Annotated in this window: 2 protein-coding genes; one reads left to right on the plus strand and one right to left on the minus strand. The window is 61.2% G+C overall.

What is annotated here, in order from left to right:
* Positions 1–579 (plus strand): alpha-isopropylmalate synthase regulatory domain-containing protein (locus AC0AP0_RS11105; protein ID WP_490430508.1); only part of this gene is annotated, 579 nt, incomplete at its 5' end.
* A gap of 84 nt (positions 580–663) precedes the next feature.
* Here the strand turns inward: AC0AP0_RS11105 and AC0AP0_RS11110 are convergent.
* Complete coding sequence (locus tag AC0AP0_RS11110) at positions 664–2,925, minus strand: transglycosylase domain-containing protein (RefSeq protein WP_490430509.1); 2,262 nt, start codon at positions 2,923–2,925, stop codon at positions 664–666.
* Positions 2,926–2,963 lie beyond the last annotated feature (38 nt).

Here is a 2,963-nt window from a genome sequence, read left to right on the forward strand (position 1 = left end):
CATCATCTGGACCTGCCCAAGCGTCTCCAGGTGGAGTTCGAACGGCTGGTCCAGAGCTATGCCGACAGGACCAAGCGCGAGGTCAAAGATGCCGACATCTGGCGGCTCTTCAAGGACGAGTACCTGCCCGTGGAGGCTGGCGGGAGCGTGGTCGGCGGCGAGTCCATGGCGGATCAGCGCGACGAGACCCTGCGCCAGTGGGGACGCTTCAAGCTGCTGAATGTTGCAGTCACCTCCGGCGAGGACGGATCCGACACCGTTCTTGATGCCACCCTGCTGGATCGGGGGCTTGCCCCGGGCGACCCAGAGGTGAGGCGGCGTGTTCAAGGACATGGGAATGGTCCAATCGCGGCCTTCTTGGATGCGCTCAAGTCCCTGGATCAGACCGTCTCGGTCCTGGACTACGCCGAGCATGCCATGACCGCCGGCACCGATGCATTGGCGGCTTCCTATGTGGAATGCCAGGTGGGCGAACCAGCCAGGTCCCGGGTGATCTGGGGCGTGGGCATCGATTCGTCCATCTCTACCAGCTCCCTCAAGGCCATCATCTCGGCACTCAACCGCTTCCAGCGCGGCTGAAGGCTCAAAACCCTGCACCAGTCCTCCAGGTCCGATCCGGACGCACAGCTATGCCCGGGTCGGGCCAAATTGTCTGGGCTTTGTTTATTGCTGGGATGGTTCACCCTCGGAATTGCCCTGAGTACTGCCTTTGTCGCCGCCCTCCACGGTGCCGCTGTTGCTGTCGTTCTCTGTCCCGCCTCCGGTACCAGCCCCCGAGCCGCTGCCGGATCCGGACTGCCCCTGTTCGGAGTTCTGGCGCTGGTAGCGCTGCTGGGGTGCATATGAGTATCCATATGAGTATCCGCGGTTGGGCCTGTACGAATTGCTGCTCTTCCAGGATCCGCTGCCCCAGTTGCCTTCTGGGCCACCGACCTTGCCATGGTCCTCAGCGTCTGGGAAACGCTCTATTGGACTGTTGCCCAGGGCCGACTTCATGTACTGGGTGAAGAGCTGGACCGTATAGAAGTCGTTTTGATAGCGGTCCGGAACCTTCAGGGCGCTGCCGTCCTGCCCCTGGTTCCAGATGGCGAAGGTGGTCAGAAGTGAGGGAGTGAATCCGATGAAGGAGATGGCCGTCTGGTCATTGGCCGTGCCGGTCTTGCCGGCGATGGGCCGCCCCAGGGAACGTGCGTAGGATGCAGTGCCACGCTGGACCGTGGTGGTCATGGCCTTCTGCAGCAGAGCCACCTGTTCGGCGTTGAAGACCTGATCCGACTGGATTGCAGCCGTATAGAGCTCCTGATCCTTGGCATCCTTGACCTGAGCCACCAGGTGCAACTTGGGTCGTTGTCCCCCGTTGGCCAGGGTGGCGTAGCCCTGGGTCACGTCATAGACCGTGAGGGCGTCTACTCCCAGGGTGTCAAAAGTGGTCGTATCGTCGATCTTCCCGGTGATGCCGGCCGTGTGGGCCACCTGGGCAATCTTGCGTGAGGTCACGTGTTCGCCCAGGTCCATGAAGACCGTGTTTACCGAGTTGGCGAATGCGGAATAGAGGTTGATGTACCCGTAGCTGACATTCCCGGCGTTGGCGACGGACTTGCCTACGCTGGAGAAGGTACGCGGTGAATTGCCGTTGAAGACCGTGTTCAGGCTGACCCCGTCCTGGATGGCGCCCAGGAGCGTGTAGGCCTTCATGGTCGAACCGACCTGGAAGGTTGCTTGATCCACGTTGTTGAGCTGGTGGGTCAGGTAGTCGTCACCGGCGTACAGGGAGATGATGGCCCCGGTCTTAGGGTCGACCGAGAGCCCCCCGATCTGCAGGGTGGGCGGCAGATGTTTGTTGCCTGTGGATGGACTGGCCACTTGGAACATCAGATCCTGCTTGTCCTTTTGGATGGTGGTGATAATCCGGTAGCCGCCCGTATCTAGGTCGTCCGCGGTGAAGGGTGCCTTTTTGCCGGAGGACAGCTCGTTGCGGACCATGCGCAGCAGGTAGCCGTTGGGTCCTTGGTAGACGTTCTGCGGCATGTATTTGATGGTCTGCGGCATTTGAGCGCCGGCTCGGTCCTGATGGCTGATGTAGTGGTCCTCCTCCATGATGGCCAGCACGCGGTGGAAGCGCGACTCGGCCTGCTTGGGGTTGACCGCCGGATCCCAGGAGGTAGGGGCCGGGATGATGCCAGCCAGCATGGCCGACTCAGGCATGGTCAGATCCTTGGCGTCCTTGCCGAAGTAGTTTTGGGCGGCGGCCTGGATCCCGTAAGCGCCACGGCCGAAGTAGATGGTGTTGAGATAGTTGCACAGAACCGTGTCTTTATCCTCTGTCCTGGAAATCTTCAAGGAAAGAATGGCCTCGCGCAGCTTGCCCTTGTAGGAGGTAGTCTCGCCCAGATAGTAGCGCTCGGCATACTGCTGGGTGATGGTGGATCCGCCCTGACGGGTGCCCTTGGTCACGTTGTTCAAGAGCGCTCGGCTGATGCCTTTGAGATCGATGCCGTTGTCCTTGTAGAAGGTGCGGTTCTCCGAGGCGACGACCGCATTGCCTACATACTTGGGCAGGACCGCGCAGTCGATGATCTCACGGTTTTGATTGGCATAGGTTCCGATGGGGGTGGTGCCGTCCGCATAGTAGACCGTTGTCTTTTGCGCCAGAGCTTGCTTCTCCGGTGGGATGATTTCAGTGGTCAGATATAGGTATGCGAAGGCTGCCGCCCCAGCGACCAGCACCAGTCCCAACAGGGCCAGGGTCCACTTAAGCACACGATGTGACTTGTGGGGCCGCCCGCGACGGGGTCCGCCGCCCCGGTGATTCCGGTCGGCATGCCGCGAGGTGAGCCTGTCGGCGCGATTCCTGCCGCCGCGCGCTCCGGACTGGGTCCTGCGTGCGGGCGAGGTCGAACTGACTGAACGAGTCTGATTGGCCATGCCAACCACGCTATCCGGCAGGGCTGAAAACTGTTCGA

This window comes from Bifidobacterium sp. POST2/T3 (B1) (assembly GCF_058197115.1).